This is a genomic window from Cupriavidus sp. NPDC089707, assembly GCF_044748965.1.
Taxonomy (GTDB): Bacteria; Pseudomonadota; Gammaproteobacteria; order Burkholderiales; family Burkholderiaceae; genus Cupriavidus.
Map to the genome: position 1 here is coordinate 98,835 of NZ_JBIVHB010000013.1, position 16,408 is coordinate 115,242.

Annotated in this window: 15 protein-coding genes and 1 pseudogene; 14 read left to right on the forward strand and 2 right to left on the reverse strand. The window is 66.0% G+C overall.

From position 1 onward, the window contains the following. The first annotated feature begins 135 nt into the window (after positions 1-135). The 5 genes from ACIP1U_RS20735 (at position 136) to ACIP1U_RS20755 (ending at position 4,616) form a co-directional block, all read left to right on the forward strand. Positions 136-708 carry an AMP-binding protein gene (locus ACIP1U_RS20735; RefSeq protein WP_400318653.1) on the forward strand — a complete coding sequence of 191 codons (573 nt, stop codon included), beginning with the start codon at positions 136-138 and terminating at the stop codon, positions 706-708. 45 nt (positions 709-753) lie between these two features. Then, complete coding sequence (locus ACIP1U_RS20740; RefSeq protein WP_400318656.1) at positions 754-1,665, forward strand: SDR family NAD(P)-dependent oxidoreductase; 912 nt, start codon at positions 754-756, stop codon at positions 1,663-1,665. A gap of 80 nt (positions 1,666-1,745) precedes the next feature. Beyond that, on the forward strand, positions 1,746-2,951 hold the full coding sequence (locus ACIP1U_RS20745; protein ID WP_400318659.1) for an acyl-CoA dehydrogenase family protein: 1,206 nt from the start codon (positions 1,746-1,748) through the stop codon (positions 2,949-2,951). Between the two features lie 34 nt (positions 2,952-2,985). After that, positions 2,986-4,152 carry an acyl-CoA dehydrogenase family protein gene (locus ACIP1U_RS20750; RefSeq protein ID WP_400318662.1) on the forward strand — a complete coding sequence of 389 codons (1,167 nt, stop codon included), beginning with the start codon at positions 2,986-2,988 and terminating at the stop codon, positions 4,150-4,152. A gap of 8 nt (positions 4,153-4,160) precedes the next feature. After that, complete coding sequence (locus ACIP1U_RS20755; RefSeq protein WP_400318665.1) at positions 4,161-4,616, forward strand: MaoC family dehydratase; 456 nt, start codon at positions 4,161-4,163, stop codon at positions 4,614-4,616. A 338-nt stretch (positions 4,617-4,954) separates the two neighbouring features. Here ACIP1U_RS20755 and ACIP1U_RS20760 read toward each other — a convergent pair whose 3' ends face one another. Then, on the reverse strand, positions 4,955-6,100 hold the full coding sequence (locus ACIP1U_RS20760; RefSeq protein WP_400318668.1) for an acyl-CoA dehydrogenase family protein: 1,146 nt from the start codon (positions 6,098-6,100) through the stop codon (positions 4,955-4,957). Positions 6,101-6,146: 46 nt separating this feature from the next. Then, positions 6,147-7,124 (reverse strand): Bug family tripartite tricarboxylate transporter substrate binding protein, encoded by a 978-nt coding sequence (locus ACIP1U_RS20765; protein WP_400318671.1) that lies wholly within the window; start codon positions 7,122-7,124, stop codon positions 6,147-6,149. A 175-nt stretch (positions 7,125-7,299) separates the two neighbouring features. Between ACIP1U_RS20765 and ACIP1U_RS20770 the strand changes: the two genes are divergently transcribed. The 9 genes and pseudogenes from ACIP1U_RS20770 to ACIP1U_RS20810 all read left to right on the forward strand — a co-directional run bounded on the left by ACIP1U_RS20770 (position 7,300) and on the right by ACIP1U_RS20810 (position 16,383). Continuing rightward, positions 7,300-7,944 (forward strand): TetR/AcrR family transcriptional regulator, encoded by a 645-nt coding sequence (locus tag ACIP1U_RS20770; protein ID WP_400318674.1) that lies wholly within the window; start codon positions 7,300-7,302, stop codon positions 7,942-7,944. 281 nt (positions 7,945-8,225) lie between these two features. Beyond that, positions 8,226-9,770, forward strand: a complete 1,545-nt coding sequence (locus ACIP1U_RS20775; protein WP_400318677.1) for a class I adenylate-forming enzyme family protein — start codon at positions 8,226-8,228, stop codon at positions 9,768-9,770. 113 nt (positions 9,771-9,883) lie between these two features. Beyond that, a pseudogene (locus ACIP1U_RS20780) lies at positions 9,884-10,324 on the forward strand (thiolase C-terminal domain-containing protein); the annotation flags it as partial. A gap of 24 nt (positions 10,325-10,348) precedes the next feature. Beyond that, positions 10,349-11,122, forward strand: a complete 774-nt coding sequence (locus ACIP1U_RS20785; RefSeq protein WP_400318680.1) for an enoyl-CoA hydratase/isomerase family protein — start codon at positions 10,349-10,351, stop codon at positions 11,120-11,122. 17 nt (positions 11,123-11,139) lie between these two features. Further along, on the forward strand, positions 11,140-11,928 hold the full coding sequence (locus tag ACIP1U_RS20790; protein ID WP_400318683.1) for an SDR family NAD(P)-dependent oxidoreductase: 789 nt from the start codon (positions 11,140-11,142) through the stop codon (positions 11,926-11,928). 7 nt (positions 11,929-11,935) lie between these two features. Then, a complete protein-coding gene (locus tag ACIP1U_RS20795) occupies positions 11,936-12,709 on the forward strand; it encodes a crotonase/enoyl-CoA hydratase family protein (RefSeq protein WP_400318686.1) in 774 nt (257 codons plus the stop codon). A gap of 79 nt (positions 12,710-12,788) precedes the next feature. Continuing rightward, entirely contained in the window at positions 12,789-13,619 is an 831-nt protein-coding gene (locus ACIP1U_RS20800) for an enoyl-CoA hydratase/isomerase family protein (protein ID WP_400318689.1), read from the forward strand. 270 nt (positions 13,620-13,889) lie between these two features. Next, complete coding sequence (locus tag ACIP1U_RS20805) at positions 13,890-14,951, forward strand: porin (RefSeq protein ID WP_400318692.1); 1,062 nt, start codon at positions 13,890-13,892, stop codon at positions 14,949-14,951. A gap of 244 nt (positions 14,952-15,195) precedes the next feature. Next, entirely contained in the window at positions 15,196-16,383 is a 1,188-nt protein-coding gene (locus tag ACIP1U_RS20810; protein ID WP_400318695.1) for an alpha/beta hydrolase, read from the forward strand. Positions 16,384-16,408 lie beyond the last annotated feature (25 nt).

Sequence of the window (16,408 nt, forward strand, 5' to 3'; positions counted from 1 at the left end):
AAGCGCAGCAATAAGTCCCGGCATAAGTTCCACCCCTGCCGTCCACCCGCGTCGGGGAGTACCCCCCGAACGCATCGGCCGCGATGATGGACTCAACAAGGTAGCCATACCGGATTTCCGGAGTTCCATCGCGTCATGTCCAGCAACCATACGCCCCCCGTTCACCTGCCAGCCGGCGATCCGTCCGCAGCCCGCGTTACCGGCTGCGCGCTGTTCCGCCGACTGGAAGCGTTGGCGGCGGCGCAGCCCGACACCGTCGCCGTGGGTAGCGCCACCTACCGCGACCTGCTGGACGCCAGCCTTGCGCTGGCCGGCTACATGCAGCAGCGGCTCGGTGTGCGCCCGGGTGACCACGTGCTGCTGATGCTGGCAGACGGTGAGCCGTCGGCCATTGCCACCTATGCCGTCGCTCGTTGCGGCGTCACGGCCATTGCGGCCGACGCGCATGAAGACGGCGACGAGATCGCGCGGCAGACCGCCGCGTGCAGCGTGCAGGTGGCGATCGCCCCGGCCGCGGCATTGCCAGCGCTTGCGCCGCTGCTTGACGACGGCTTGCTGTATGGCTGCATCGTGTCCGGAGCGGGCCAGTTCGCGCGTCCGGGCGTGCACGACCTCGCTGGCGCCGTGGCGGCCGGTATCGCGCCAGTGCCGCTGCCGGCAGGTTACCGGTCCGGCGATCAGTGCGGTTATCCGGGCGCTGCCTTGTGAGATCCGGTTCCTGAAGAATTCTTTGACCAGTAGTGGAGACATAGCATGAGCTTGCTTGAAGGAAAGGTTGTCATCGTGACCGGCGCGGGCGCCGGTGTGGGCAAGGGCATCGCGATGGAAGCGGCCCGCCAGGGTGCGCGCGTGATCGTGAACGATCTCGGCGTGAACATCGACGGCTCGGGCGGCAGCGCCGGCCCGGCGCAGCAGACCGTAGACGAGATCAAGGCACTGGGCGGCGAAGCCGCGGCCAACACCGACAGCGTTGCGGACTGGGAATCGGCCGGGAAGATCGCCCAGCAGGCCATGGACCTGTACGGCCGCATCGACGGCGTGGTGAACAATGCCGGCAACCTGCGCGACGTCATGTTCCACAAGATGACCGAGGAAGAGTTCGACTCCGTGATCCGTGTGCACCTGAAGGGCACCTGGAACGTCTCGCGCGCCGTCGCCCCGCACTTCAAGGCCCAGGAAAGCGGCGCCTACGTGCATATGACCTCGACTTCGGGCCTGATCGGCAACGTTGGCCAGGCCAACTACGCCGCCGCCAAGATGGGCATCGTGGGCCTGTCGAAGTCGATCGCGCTCGATATGAAGAAGTTCAACGTGCGCTCCAACTGCATCGCGCCCTTCGCATTCACGCGCATGGTGGGCAGCATCCCGACCGACACGCCGGAAGCCGAAGCGCGCATGAAGATCCACATGCGCATGGAGCCGGGCAAGATCGCCCCGTTCACGCTGGCGCTGCTGACCGACCAGGCCAAGGACGTCAACGGCCAGATCTTCGGTGTGCGCAGCAACGAGATCTACCTGATCTCGCAGCCGCGACCGATCCGCACCGCCCACAACGACCAGGGCTGGACGGTGGAGAGCTGCCTGGAGCGCGCGATCCCGATGTTCCGCCCGTCGCTGTTCCCGCTGGACCTCTCGCGCGACGCGTTCGCCTGGGATCCGGTCTGAGCATTGCCGCGCATGGGGTAGCAGCTGGCGGCCGGCCGCGGGGAGCGTCTGGCCGCCATGGTGAACGACAAGGAACAGACATGGATTTTCAGCCTGACCTCAGCCTGGAGGCGTTCCGCGAAGACGTGCGCGCCTTCCTGCGCGACAAGCTGCCGGCCGACCTGGCTGGCCGTCCGCGTATCGGCACCCGCTCGCCGCGCGAGGAACTGGCGCGCTGGCAGCGCATTCTCAACGAACAGGGCTGGGGAGCGCCGTACTGGCCGACGGCGCACGGCGGCACCGGGTGGAATGTGCTGGAGCGCCTGGCGTTCGATGAAGAATGCACGGGAGCCGGAGCGCCGACACAAGACGTCGGCGCACAGAAGCTGCTCGGCCCGGTGCTCAACGAGTTCGCCACGCCCGAGCAGAAAGCCGAGCACCTGCCGCATATCTTCGGCGGCACGCGCACCTGGTGCCAGGGCTTTTCGGAGCCTGGTTCGGGTTCCGACCTGGCGTCGCTGCGCACGTCGGCCGTGCGCGACGGCAACGAGTACGTGGTCAACGGCCAGAAGATCTGGACCAGCCACGGCCACCGCGCCGACTGGATCTTCCTGCTGGTGCGGACCAACACCGAGGTCAAGAAGCAGGCCGGCATCAGCTTCCTGCTGGTGGACATGAAGACGCCGGGCATCACCGTGCGTCCGATCCACACCATCGACGGCTGTCACCACCTGAACGAGACCTTCTTCGACAACGTGCGCGTGCCCGTGAAAAATCTGGTCGGCGCCGAGGGCGACGGCTGGAAGATCACCAAGTTCCTGCTGAACAACGAACACGCCGCCGCAGCCGACCTGCCGATGCTGCGGCGCTACATGCGCCAGATCCGCAGCCTTGCACGGCAACGCGACGCCGAAGGCCGCGCGCTGATCGAGCGCCCGCATATCGCGCAGCAGGTCGCACGCTTCGAAGCCGAGCTGAACGCCATCGCCATGCTGGTGCAGCGCGTGGCCGCGCTGGAGCAGGCCGAGGACCATAGTCCCGCTGCGCATGCGCTCGGGTCGATGCTGAAGGTTCGTGGCACGGAGCTGCAGCAGCGCATGAGCTGCTTCGTCGTGGAAGCGCTTGGCGACTACGGCCCGGTGGCATACGCCGCGCCCGAGGGCGATGCCAACGGCGAACCGCTGCCGATGCAGGATGTGGCGCGCGGCATGGCCAACGAACTGTTCTTCCGCCGGGCCTCGACCATCTACGGCGGCACCAGCGAAGTCCAGCGCGGCATCATCGCCCGCGCCCTGTTCCAACTCTGACGTTCCGACGCACGTCTCCTGGCACATAACGATCATGAACTTCAATCTCACCTCCGAGCAGCAGATGCTGCAGGACAGCGTGGCCCGCTTCGTCGAGAAGGACTATGACTTCGAGGCGCGCACCGCGCTGGTCAAGGCGGGCTCGCGCTGCGACCCGAAGCACTGGAACACCTTCGCCAACAACGGCTGGCTTGCCGCCGCGCTGCCGGAAGAGCAGGGCGGCCTCGGCGGCACGCTGCTCGACACCGTGCTGATTGCGGGCCAACTCGGCCGCGGCCTCGTCATCGAGCCGTACCTGGGTTGCGCCGTCGCCGCGGCGCAGACGCTGCTGGCTGCGTCCACGCCTGCCCAGCGCGATGCGCTGCTGCCGGCGCTGGCCGACGGTTCGCGCAAGATCGCGCTGGCGTACAGCGAAGCCGGCTCGCGCGGCCTGCCGGCGCCGGTATCCACGCATGCCGACGCCGCACCGGGCGGTTACATCCTGAACGGCGTCAAGACCCTTGTGCTCGGGGGCACGGAAGCCGATGCATTCATCGTCTCGGCCATGACGCCGATCGCCCAGCCGGCCAGCGCGCATGACGGCGGCGAATTGCGCCTGTTCGTGGTGAACGCCGATGCGCCGGGCGTCAAGCGCCGCGCGCTGCCACTGCATGACGGCACGTGGGCTGCTGAAGTGACGTTCGACGGCGTCGCCCTCAACGCCGATGCACTGCTCGGTGAGCCGGGCACGGGCCTGGCCGCGCTGCGGCAAGGCCTGATGCACGGCACCGCCGCATTGTGCGCGGAACTCGTGGGCGCGATGGAAAAGACCGTCGAGATCACGTCCGAATACCTGAAAGTGCGCCAGCAGTTCGGCGTGCCCATCGGCAGCTTCCAGGCCCTGCAGCACCGCATGGCCGACATGGCCGCCGAGATGGAAGTCGCGCGCTCGATGCTGTACGCACTGCTGGCCGCGGTCGAAACCGGCACGCCGGATGCCGTCCAGCGCACCATGTCGCAAGCCAAGGCACTGATCGGCCGCGCCGCCAAATACGTATGCGGCCAGGGCATCCAGCTCCATGGCGGCATCGGCATGACCGAGGAATACACCGTCGGTCACTACTTCAAGCGCGCGGTGGTAGCCGACGCGCTCTTCGGCAACGCCGACCTGCATGAATCGCTGGTCGCCCAGGCGTTGCAGCAATCCCTGACCACGGAGTGAGAACCAGTATGAAAGTCTACGAAAAGATCAGCGACCTGCAGCCTCTGGTGGGCGAAATCATCGGCACCAGCGAGTGGGTGATGATCGAGCAGGGCCGCATCAACCAGTTTGCCGACGCCACCGGTGACCACCAGTGGATCCACGTTGACGTGGAACGCGCAAAGTCCGGCCCGTTCGGCGTGCCGATCGCGCACGGCTTCCTGACGCTGAGCCTGCTGCCTGAGCTGACCAACTCGGCATACCGCGTCCGCGAAACCAGCTCGGGGGTGAACTATGGGCTCGACAAGGTGCGTTTCCCCGCGCCGGTACCGGTGAACAGCCGCTTGCGCGCGCAGTTCAAGCTGCTGTCGTATGAGCCGCTGGAGGGCGGTGGGGCCCAGACCAAGGTGGAGATGATTGTTGAACGTGAGGGTGGGCAGCGGCCGGTTTGTATTGCGGAGTCGATTGTCCGGAGGTACCCGTAACGTTGTTTGTTGGGGCCGGTCGTTCTTGGCAAACGCTGCTGGTTCGCCGGCGTAGCCGGCCACCTGCTTTTGCCCGAGTGGCAAGAGTAGGCAAGCGCGTTTTCGGGTGGGGCGGACGGCCGACGCACGCCAGCCTCGATCTCGCTCGCAATGCCCGCTGCGAACCGAGCGCAGTGCGGCCGAAGGCCTTCTTGCGATACGCCGGCGAAAAGGCCACGATCACCAGGCACGAGGCCAGTCATCTACATCCCGCTTCATGGCTCGCCATCCAGGCAAAACGCGCGACACTAGCCCATTGCCAGGAACCGTCCTCACGCTGGTCCCTGGCCGCCGTGCGCTTACATCAGGCTGCGAGCAATGATCACTTTCTGGATATGGCTCGTGCCCTCGTAAATCCTGGTAACGCGCGCATCCCGATAGTAGCGCTCGACCGGGAAGTCGCTGAGATAGCCGTAGCCGCCATGAATCTGCATCGCGTCGGAGCAGACTTTCTCGGCCATGTCGGCCGCAAACAGCTTGGCCATTGATGCTTCCTTGCTGCATGGCACGCCGGCATCGTGCATGCGCGCGGCATGGAGCACGAACTGGTGCGCAACCTCGACCTGCGTCGCCATGTCGGCAAGATCGAAGCTCACGCCCTGGAGCCTGATGATCGGCGCACCGTAGGCCTCGCGCTCCTTCGCATATCTCACCGCCGCCTCCAGCGCGGCGCGCGCGACGCCGACGGCCAGCGCCGCGATGCCGATGCGTCCCTCCGACATGCCGCCGAGCATCCGGCTGTAGGCGGTTCCTTCCTCGCCGAGCAGGTTTTCCACCGGGACACGATGGTCTTCGAGCTGGATTTGCGCCGTGTGTGCCGTGTGCTGGCCCATCTTTCTTTCCACGCGCGTGACGTTGTAGCCGGGGCCTTTCGGATCGACGATGAACCAGCTTGCGCCAAGCTTGCCGGCGGCTTTGTCCGTGATCGCGAGCGCGAAGGCGAACCCTGCCTCGCTGCCGTTGGAGATGAACTGCTTGGTGCCGTTCAGCACGTAGTGGTCGCCTTCGCGGCGTGCGGTGGTGCGGAACGCCGAGGTGTCGGAGCCGGCCTGCGGCTCGGTCCACAGGCCGCAGCCGATGGTCTCGCCGCTGGCCAGGGCGGGCAGGTACTTGCGCTTCTGCGCCTCGGTGCCGTAGCGCGAGAGCTTGCCGCCCATGCCGTTATGGACATGGATGATGGTGGCGAAGCCGGCATCCGCGGCGGCGAATTCCTGGAGCGCAAGGCAGTACTCGGTGAAGGTCGATTTGCTGCCGCCGTACTCCTCGGGGATGTGCATGCCAAGGAAGCCGAGTTCGCCGACGGTCCTGAGCTCATCGCGCGGCCAGGCGCTGGTGCGGTCCCGCTCCGCGGCAGTAGCGGCGACGACTTCGGTGGCGACCTTGCGGGCGGAGTCGCGGATCATGATCTCCTGCTCGCTGAGCAGGGCTGCTGTGGTATCGGTCATTGCTGTTCCGTCGAGTGAAAATTGAAATCTTTGCGTCCGCGGCGGGCTATTGGGCTTCGATGCCGGCAAGGGAAATCAGGCGTTGCCACATCTGCTGGTCGTCCCGGATCGCCTGGGCGAGTTCGGGGCCGGACGCCGGCCACGCCAGGCTGCCTTGCCTGGCCAGGAAGTTCTGCGACGCCGCGGAGTTCACGAACTCCAGGGTGTACCGCGACAGCTTCTCGACGATCGCCGGCGGCGTGCCTGCCGGCGCGAACAGGCCGGCCCAGCTACCCACGCGCACGCCCGGGTATCCGGCTTCCGCCATGGTCGGCGCGTCGCCGATCGCGGGGACGCGTGCGTTGCCGAGTACCGCGAGCACTCGCAGCTTGCCCGACTGGACGTGGGGCAGCACGGTGGCCGCCTCGCTCACGCTGTAGTCGACCACGCCGGTCATCACATCGGGCAGCAGGTTTGCCATGCCCTTGTAGGGAACGCTGACCGCACGAATGCCGGCCGCTTCATTGAAGGCAGCCATCGCCACCTGGGAAGGGGCGGCGGCCGTGCCGAAATTGAGCTTGCCAGGCTGCGCACGCGCCGCCGCGACCAGCTCGGCGAGCGTGTGGTACGGCGAGGACGCCGGCACGGCGATCACCATCGGCAGCGACATGAAGCGCGCGATCGGGATGAAGTCCTTGAGCGGGGTGTAGGGCAGCTTCTTGAAGAGATACGGATTGGCGGACATCGCGCCCGACGAGGCCATCAGCAGCGTATAGCCGTCCGGCGCCGCCTTGGCCACATGGTCGGTGCCGATGATCATGTTGCCGCCCGGCCGGTTTTCAACAATGAACGGTTGCCCCAGCTTCTGGCCGAGATGCTGCGCCAGCAGCCGCAGGTAGTGATCGACACTGGTACCCGGACTGGCCGGCGACACGATCTTGACGAGCCGTTCGGGGTAGTTCTGCGCCATGGCAGGCGGGGCCAGCGCGAGGGACGCCGCCAGTATCGCCAGGGTCCGACTTGCCAGGCCTGCTAGTCGTTGCATCTTGTCTCCTTTTATAGGTTTGCTTGGCCGTCCGGCACTTGCATGACGGCAGCCTCATACTAAAATACTTGCTAACGACAAGCAAGAAAATAGCAGGGCGCCGGGGTACGATAGGTCCGACACGTGGGGCGCGGTGCTATCATGCGGCACAAATCGTTTCCCGATCCCCGCCGAAATGGACCCGGCCACCACTACTCAAGCAGCAAAACCACGCCGTACCCAGCATGAACGCCGCGCCGAGGCGGAGCGCCGGGTGCTTGACGCCGCGCTGGAGCTTGTCGTCGAGAAAGGCGTGGTGCGTATGACGCTTGGCGAGGTGGGCGAGCGCGCCGGTTACAGCCGCGGCCTGGCGGCACATCACTACGGCAGCAAGGAAGGGCTGCTCAAGGCGCTGATCGTCGATATTGTCGAGGAGTTCCGCGACGCGCGGCTTGCGAACAACCTGGAGCCAGGCCTCGATTCGGTGCTTGGAACGATGCGGATGTACCTGGACCGTTCGGGCAACCGCGACCGCGGGCTGCTTGCCATGCACGTCCTTTTCTCCGATGTATTCGTTTCCGGCGGAGAACTGGCCACCGCGCTCGAAGCCTTCACCGATTCGACGCTCACGCATTTCCGCAAAGAGATTCGCACCGGCATCCGTCGCGGAGAGATTCGCGAGGACGTCGATGCCGCGGCGCAGGCCGCGATGATCCTCGGCGTGCTGCGCGGGGTATCGGCGCAGTTCTATCTTGGTACCCCATCCAAGAACTGGAAGCGCACGCGCGACGTGGCGCTCCATGCCGTGGAGCGGGAACTGCGTCCCGACGACCACAAATAAAGTCCCGACCCGCGAGCCTGACCCCGGCGTTCTGCCCGTTCTGCCCGTTCTGCCCGTTCTGCCAATCGGCCGCGCAATGCGCGCCCACGCCGCATTGACGGCGCTCGACCTGCTTCCGTCTTCCTCATCAGGCGCTTTTCGCCGATAAGCCCGCGCGCAGGTCGAGTTTCCTTCTCCAGCATACTTGCTATCAACAAGCAAATAAGTAGAATGGCATTCCAGCATGGCCGGTGACGCCGTTGGCGAAAGGCCTTTGCAACTCATCAGCCACAGGAGGAGACATGAACCAGACGAGCCCGAGGGGCATCGAGCGTTGGGCGATCGAGAGGCCGGACGACGTGGCCATCGTGGAAGGCGAGCACAGCCTGACCTGGGCCGAGCTCGACGACCTTGCCAATCGCGTGGCGAACGCATTGCGGGCACGCGGCCTCGTCGCGAGCGACATCGTCGTCGTGCGCACGCGCCCGCGCACCGAGTGGGCGGTGATCGCCGGGGCCATCGCCAAGCTGGGCTGCTCGATGCTCGGGCTGAACTACCGGTTGACGCCGGCGGAAGGCCGGCATGTGATCGAAGACAGCCGCGCGACGATCCTGGTCTGCGACGATGCCGATCCGGCGCCGCTGTCGCCCCTGGTGAAACCTCCGGTCAGGCTCGCCGTGTCGATCGACACGCCCGCGGACGGCTTCATCTCCTACGCCGACCTGCTCAAGGGATGCCCGGACAAGCACTGCGCCAAGGCCGATCCGCGCCTGATCATCTACACCTCGGGGACGACGGGCACGCCCAAGGGCATCGTCATGAACCAGAGCGCCGGCGCGGACGAGAAGACGATGCGCGAGTTCCTGGAAGGGCGCGACGGCTACGTGCGTTTCTCTGGCCGCGACGCGACGCTGATCAACATGCCGTTCCACCATGCGGCCGGCCCGGCCCAGTTCTGGACGTCGGTGCGCCAGGGCAACAAGGTGGTACTGCAGCGCCGCTTCAACCCCGAGGAAGCGCTGGAGTTGATCGCGCGGCACCGCATCAGCCACTGGACGGCCGTACCGACCATGTTCAAGCGCATTGCCGCGCTGCCGGCCGAGGTGCTGTCCGCCGCCGACGTGTCGTCCATGGGCCAGATCCGCATCGGCACGGCGCCGGTGCCGCTGGAGCTGAAGACCTGGATCCTGGACTATTTCGGCGACGACGTCCTCCATGAGGTCTACGGCGCGAGCGAATGCGGCCTGGTCACCACGTTGCCGCCGTCGATGCAACGCAAGAAGCCCGGTTCGTGCGGCCACCTGCTTCCGCACGTGCAACTCGAAGTGCGCGATGCGCAGGGCAATAGCCTGCCGGTGGGGCAGCAGGGCGAGTTGTGGGTGAGGACGCCCGTGGCGATCCGCAGCTACCTGAACGCGCCGCCGCTCGGCCCCGACACGCTCGACGCCGCCGGCTTCTTCAGGACCGGCGACGTCGGCTTCATGGACGAAGACGGCTACGTGTTCATCACCGACCGGGCCAAGGACATGATCATCTCCGGCGGCGTGAACATCTTCCCCGCCGAAATCGAAGCGGCGCTCCAGAAGCACCCGGCGGTGCTCGACGCCGCGGTCATCGGCATTCCGGACGACGAGTTCGGCGAACAGGTGCTGGCGTTCTGCGAACTCAAGCCCGGCCAGCAGACCGATGAAGCGACCCTGCTCGCGCATTGCGTGCCGCTGCTGGCCTCTTACAAGCGGCCGCGCCGCATCCGGTTCATGCAGGAGCTGCCGCGCAACCCGATGGGCAAGCTGCTGAAGCGGGAACTCAGAGAGCCATATTGGAAAGGAAGGGAGAGACAGGTATGAGCAACCAGTGCGCAATCATCGGCGTCGGCATGACGCCATTCGGGAAGTTCCCTGACAAGTCCGTTCGTGAGCTGGCACAGTCGGCGATCACGGCGGCACTCGGTGACGCGGGTGCCTCGGTGCTGCTGTCGGGCGATCCCGAAGGCCAGATGGAGCACAGCGCCATCCGCGCGACCAAGGCAGCCTATGAGCAGGCCGGTGTGTCGCCGACCGACGTACATGTGGTCGAGCTGCATGACGCCTCCGCGCCCGCCGAGCTGATGTACTACGAGACGCTGGGCCTGTGCCCGGCGGGTCAGGGTCCGGCACTGCTGCGCAGCGGCGCCACCGGCCTGAACGGGAAGGTCTCGGTCAACCCCAGTGGCGGCTTGCTGAGCAAGGGCCACCCGATCGCTGCGACGGGCGCCGCACAGATCGTCGAGCTTACGCAACAACTGCGCGGCCAGAGCGGTCCGCGCCAGCGCGAGGGCGCCAGGGTGGCGCTTGCCGAGAATGCCGGCGGTTCCGTAGGCCAGGACGGCGCGGCGGCCGTGGCCACCATCCTTCACACCTGATCGCAGACACAACGGAGACAAGAGATGAGTTTCATACCTACCGTGGTCGGCTCGGTCGCGTGGATCACCCTTGACCGGCCGCAGGCGCTCAACAGCATGACGCCCGCGATGGTCGAGGGCATGACCGCGCAACTGAAGGCCTGGCGCGACGACCCGGCCGTGCGCGTGCTGGCGTTCACCGGCACTGGCGAGCGTGCGTTTTGCACCGGCGCCGACCTGAAAGGCGCGAAGTCGACGACCGAGCCCGGCGAACGTGACTCGCTCGACAACATCGTCGAATTCTTCACCACGCTGCGCACCTTCCCGAAGCCCGTGATGGCCGTCGTCAATGGCCTGGCGCTGGCCGGCGGCATGGAGCTGGTGCTGTCCTGCGACATCGTGCTCGCCGCCGACACCGCCCGCCTTGGCGACGCGCATTCCAACTTCGGCGTGTTCCCGGGCGGCGGCGGCGCGGCGATCCTGCCGCGCAAGGTACCGGCCAACGTCGCGAACTACCTGCTGTTCACGGGCGATTCGCTCAGCGCGGCCGATATGCGCATGGTTGGCCTCGTCAACGAAGTGCTGCCCGCGGCGGAACTGCTTGCGCGCGCGCAGGCGCTCGGCGAGAAGCTGGCCAGGAAGAGCCCGCTGGTGCTGGCCCGCATGAAGCGCGTGGCCAGCGAAAGCGCCGACAAGTCTTTGGCCGACGCGCTGCGCCACGAAGTGCTCGAGCTGCGCGACCACAAGCGCTCGTGGGACATCCAGGAAGGTTTGCGCGCGTTCGTCGAGAAGCGCGAGCCGCAATTCAAGGGCTATTGAACAAGGAGACAACAGCCATGAACGACATTCTGAATCTCTCCGGCAAGGTCGCACTGGTGACCGGTGCCGGACAAGGCGTGGGCGAACAGATCGCGCGCCATTTCGCCGGGCATGACGCGACGGTGATCGTCAATGACTTCCACCTCGAGCGCGCCGAAGTGGTGGCCGCGTCGATCCGCGATGGCGGCGGCAAGGCATTCGCGGTGCAGGCCGACGTGTCGGATCCGCACAGCGTCAAACGCATGATCGACAAGGCGATCGAACTCGCGGGCCCGGTCGACGTCCTCGTGAACAATGCCGGCAACAACGGCGCGGCGCCGTCGGCGGACATCCGCAAGCCGTTCTGGGAGCACGGCCGCGAGGTATGGAACAGCGCCGTCGAGGTCAACTTCTACGGTGTGATCCACTGCTCCAGCGCCTGCATTGCCCACATGATCGAACGCAAGGGCGGCCGCATCATCACGATCATCTCGGACGCGGGCCGTGTAGGCGAACCGGGCATGGAGATCTATTCCGGCGCGAAGGCCGGCGCGGCGGGCTTCATGCGCGGCATCGCGCGCACGCTGGGCCGCCACCAGATCACGGCCAACTGCGTGGCGATTTCGGCCACAGCCACGCCGTTCACCGAGAAGGCCCTGTCGGCCGATCCGGAGCGCCTGAAGAAGATGATGGAGAAGTACGTGATCCGCCGTCCTGGCCGGCCCGACGACGTGGCCAATATGGTCCTGTTCCTCGCTTCGGACGCCAGCTCGTGGATCACCGGCCAGACCTACGCGGTCAATGGCGGCTTCTCGTTCGGCCTGTGAGGCGAGCATGACCGACAGCGCCCAGAACATCGTCGTCGCGCGACGCGGACCGCTGCTGATCGTCACGCTGAACCGGCCGGAAGCGAAGAACGCCGTCGACGCCGCCATGGCTGCGCAAATGAATGCGGCCATGGATCTGCTGGATGACGATGACAGCCTGTTCATCGGCATCCTGACCGGCAGCGGTGGCAACTTCTGCACCGGAGGCGACCTGAAGGCGGCAGCGCGCGGCGAGCGCCTGAGCACCTGCGACAGGGGCCTGTTCGGCCTGTTCGGGCGGCCGCCGCGCAAGCCGCTGATCGCGGCGGTGGAAGGCTATGCCGTCGGCGGTGGTCTGGAGATCTGCCTGGCGTGCGACCTGATCGTGGCTTCGCGGTCGGCCCGCATGGGACTGCCGGAAGTGCGCCACAGCGTGATCGCCCTCGGTGGCGGCCTGTTCCGTCTGCCGCGGCGCATTCCGTATCACGTGGCGATGGAGCTGGTGCTGAGCGGAGAGATCCGGGACGCGTCGTTCTTCCATCAGCACGGGTTGTTGAATCGCCTGGTGGAACCCGGCGCCGCCTTGCAGGAGGCTGTTTCTCTGGCCGAAGGGCTGCTGGCCAACGCACCGCTCGCGCTCGCCGCCAGCAAGGAGGTGGTCAGCCGCAGCGCCGACTGGACCGACCAGGAGGCGTGGCGCCTGCAGGCGCCGATCGCCGCGCGCGTGCTCCAGTCCGCGGATCGCCGCGAAGGCCTGGCCGCGTTTGCCGAGAAGCGCAAGCCACGATGGTGCGGCCGCTGAGCGGACCGCACTTCCTGAATCCCGGCCGGCGCCGATGCGCGCCGGCCGGGATGACTTTCAAATCCACGAAGGAGCCACCATGGAAGACCGCGACATCCAGCTTCGCCACTCAATGCTTCGCATTGCGAATGGCGTTGCGGAGCTGACCCACCAGCAGCCGGCCAGCCGCAACGCATTCTCGAACGAGTTGCGTGCGGACTATTTCGATATGCTCGACGAGGTCGAAGCCGACCGAAGCGTGCGGGTCCTGATCATCACGGGGTCGGGCGGCAGCTTCTGTGCCGGCGGAGACCTGAAGTCCGTCAAGCGCATGCAGGAGGAAGCCGGTCCCGACACCAGCGGCCCGGAACTGATGTGCCGGCGCGTGCGCACCTCGCATCAATGGTTGCGGCGCCTGCGCGGCCTGGAGATTCCCGTCATCGCAGCGGTGGATGGACCTGCCGCGGGAGCGGGCTTCTCGCTGGCGCTGGTGGCCAACTTTGTGCTCGCCTCCGACCGCGCGTTCTTCTCGATGTCGTTCGTGAAGATAGGCCTGGTGCCTGACATGGGCGCGCTGTATGAACTCCCGCGCGTGGTGGGGCTCTCTCTGGCCAAGGAACTGATGTTCACGGCGCGGCGACTGTCGGCGGCCGAGGCCAAAGCGGTCGGCATGGTGCATGCGATCCATCCGGCCGACTCCCTGGTGGACGAAGCGCGGAAGTTTGCCGCGCGGCTGGTGCCGGCTCCGCCCGCGGCGATTGCGCTGACCAAGCGGCTGCTGAATCGATCGTTCGAGACGCCGTACGAAACGATGCTTGAGCTCGAAAGCCAGGCGCAGGGGGTGGCGTCTGCATCGGTGTTCCATGCGGATGCCATTGCGGCCTTCGTGGGAGGTAAGCCGGGGGGATTTGATTGGGAAAATGGGCGTTGAGGGATTGAACTTCGTGAACGGATGCTGAGTTGCAGGGTGGGCCGTCTCTACCGCAAGCCCTGCCAGCAGGCTCTGCAACGGTCTTGGGGAAATCCATTATTTGATATCGTGTCAAATATAAATACATTATTGGCGCGGTCTCAAATAAATCGGTAGAGGCGGATCTTTCCCTGGCCAACAGGGCGGACGCGGCTGCAAATCAAGAGGCCGCACGCCCCCGGGAGACGTCGAGACTGCTCCGGCGGCGCCATTCCCAACACCGGAGGAGCCATGAAGAGAATCCTGTCCATCGCGGGCGCCATGCTCGCGGCGGCTACGCACGCCCATGCGCAATCGTCGGTCACGCTGTACGGCGTGGCCGACGCTGGCATCGAGTACCTGAACCACGTCCCCAATGCAGCCAGGCAAGGCGAGAACCTGTTCCGCATGACCTCGGGCAATATCGCCGGCAGCCGCTGGGGCGTGCGTGGCGTGGAGGACCTGGGCGGCGGGCTGAAGGGCGTGTTCGTGCTGGAAGGCGGCATGGTGCTGGACTCCGGCATGGCGTCGCAGGGCGGGCGGATCTTCGGGCGCAAGGCCTATGTCGGGCTGGACAGCAGCAGCTTTGGCCAGTTCACCATGGGCCGGCATCACAACCTGATGTTCGACCTGATCATCACATTCGATCCGATGTATTTCGCGCCCAAGTACTCGTCCTTCAGCCATGACCCGTGGCTGGCGGGGCGGGTCGACAATGCGGCCAAGTACACGGGCAAGTTCGGCGGCCTGACGGTGGCCGGACTGTACAGCTTCGGGGTCGATTCTACCGTCGCCAATGGCTCGGAAGTGCCGGGCAACAGCCGTGTCGGCCGCGACATGAGCGCGGGCTTCAGCTACCAGGCGGGCAAGTTCCGCGTTGGCGGCGTCTATGACCAGCTCAATGGCAATTCGGCGGCCAAGGCGGGGCTGACCGAGCGCCGCTATGTCGGTGCGGCAGCGCTGAATATCGGGCCGGTAACGGCGTACCTGGGCTACCGGCGGCTGGTGAGCCAGTTGCTCGCGTCGATGTCGCGTACCGACCTGATCTGGACCGGCGCGAACTGGAATATCTCGCCCAACCTGGCGCTGACCGGGGCGGTGTACAAGACCAACGACCGAACTTCGGCCAAGGACCCGATTTCGTTCGTGCTGTCGGCCGACTACCGGTTGTCCAAGCGTACCGACGCGTACGTGACGGCGTCGTATACCAAGAACAAGGGTGGGTCGGCGCTTGGCGCGAACGGGTATGACGGATCGGTGCTGCCCGGTGCAAACCAGATCGGCGCCGTGATCGGCATGCGCCACAGCTTCTGAACCAGGAACCCCTCATCATCTTCTGTGCGGTGTAGCCGTACTTTGGTGGCACGCGCCGGGCGGCGCGTGCCCCTTCTTTTCCGGCGGCACCGGGGCGAGGCAAGGTTTACCATTATTTGACACTATATCAAATAAAACCTACATTATTGAGACGGTGGCATTTACCACAGGAGGCATCGTGACAGATCAAGACAAGGGGCAGGTAACGGCAGGGATGCGGGGTGCATCATGGGATGCACGCTTGATGTCTCACCCTTACCAGATGGTGCCTTATGCACTCGGCACGGCAGACGGGCAGCGCACGCTTGGCTTCCTGTTCACGGTGACCGGCAAGGAAAAGACCGTGGTCTCGCTGATGCATCCGCGCGAGATGGCGATCACGCACTACCTGGTGCCGTTCGTGCTGGATGCCGGCTGCGCCTGCTGGGTGCAGGGCCCGCGTTCGATCGGCAACGACCTGCGCCTGGAGCATGAGCTTGCGCTGCTCGACGTGGCCGCCGGCATGACGCACCTGCGCGAGCTGGGCTACGAGCGTATCGTATTGCTGGGCAATTCCGGCGGCGCGGGGCTCTATACCTTCTACAACCAGCAGGCACTGACGCCGCCCGAGCAGCGGATCGCGCGGACCCCGGGCGGCCGCCCGACCAACCTTGCTGAAACGCAGATGCCGGAGGTAGACGGCATGATCCTGGTTTCACCGCATCCCGGCCAGGGCAAGCTGCTGATGAGCGGCGTCGATCCTTCCGTGACCGACGAGGACGATCCCATGCAGACCGACGCGTCGCTGGACCCGTTCTGCGCGGCCAATGGCTTCGATGCCGCCAGCGGCCGCAGCCAGTACGCGCCGGCGTTCATCGAGCGCTACCGCGCGGCGCAGGTCGAACGCGTGGCCCGCATCGATGCGCGGGCAAAGCAGATGCTCAAGGCAAAGCATGAGGCGCGGCAGCGTATCAAGGCGGATACAGGCTCCGATGAGGACCGGCGCATTGCCGCCCATGCGCCGATCTTCCAGGTCTGGCGCACCGATGCGGACCTGCGCTCGTGGGATATCTCGCTCGATCCTTCTGACCGCAAGACCGGTTCGCTGTGGGGCAAGGACCCGTTCGTGTCGAACTGGGGCAGCGTGGGCTTCGGGCGCGTGGTGACGCCGGAATCGTGGCTGTCGACGTGGTCTGGGCTGTCGTCCAACGCGGCGCTGGACAAGACCCTCGGCGCGCTGCACCAGCCGACGCTGCTGCTGGAGTACACCGGCGACCAATGCACGTTCCCGGCGGATATCGAGGCGATCTACCGCCAGATCCCCAGTGAACGGAAACAGCATATCCGCGTGCGCGGCAATCACCACGGCATGGCCCTGAGCCGGGACGAAGAGCCCGGCCAGCGCATCGCCGGCCGCCACATCGTCGAATGGCTGCGCGCAACCATGGTGTAGGCGCGCCGAAAACGAAGCAACAGAG